The sequence below is a fragment of the Psychrobacter sp. Sarcosine-02u-2 genome, assembly GCF_002836335.1.
In the GTDB taxonomy this organism is placed as follows: domain Bacteria; phylum Pseudomonadota; class Gammaproteobacteria; order Pseudomonadales; family Moraxellaceae; genus Psychrobacter; species Psychrobacter faecalis.
Genome location: NZ_PJBX01000101.1, coordinates 1 through 245, shown reverse-complemented (window position 1 = coordinate 245; position 245 = coordinate 1). Strand labels below are relative to the sequence as shown.

General features: G+C 44.9%; 1 pseudogene. It reads left to right on the top strand.

Going from position 1 to position 245, the window contains the following annotated elements:
* Positions 1-245: pseudogene (locus tag CXF58_RS01430) on the top strand (IS5/IS1182 family transposase); the annotation flags it as partial.

Genomic DNA, 245 nt, shown 5'->3' with positions numbered 1-245 from the left:
ATTTTGGCAAGCCCAATACCATCTATAAAGCTTACCAGCGCTGGTCTCGCAGTAATAAGCTGATTACATTATTTACGTTACTGATCAAAGACGCAGACCTTGAGTGGGTCTTCATTGATGGTACTCATATTAAAGCGCATCAGCACAGCAGTGGTGGCAATGAGAACCTACAATCCATTAGTAAAAGTGTGGCAGGACGCGCGACCAAGATTCACTTGGCAGTAGATGCTCATGGCAATCCGATC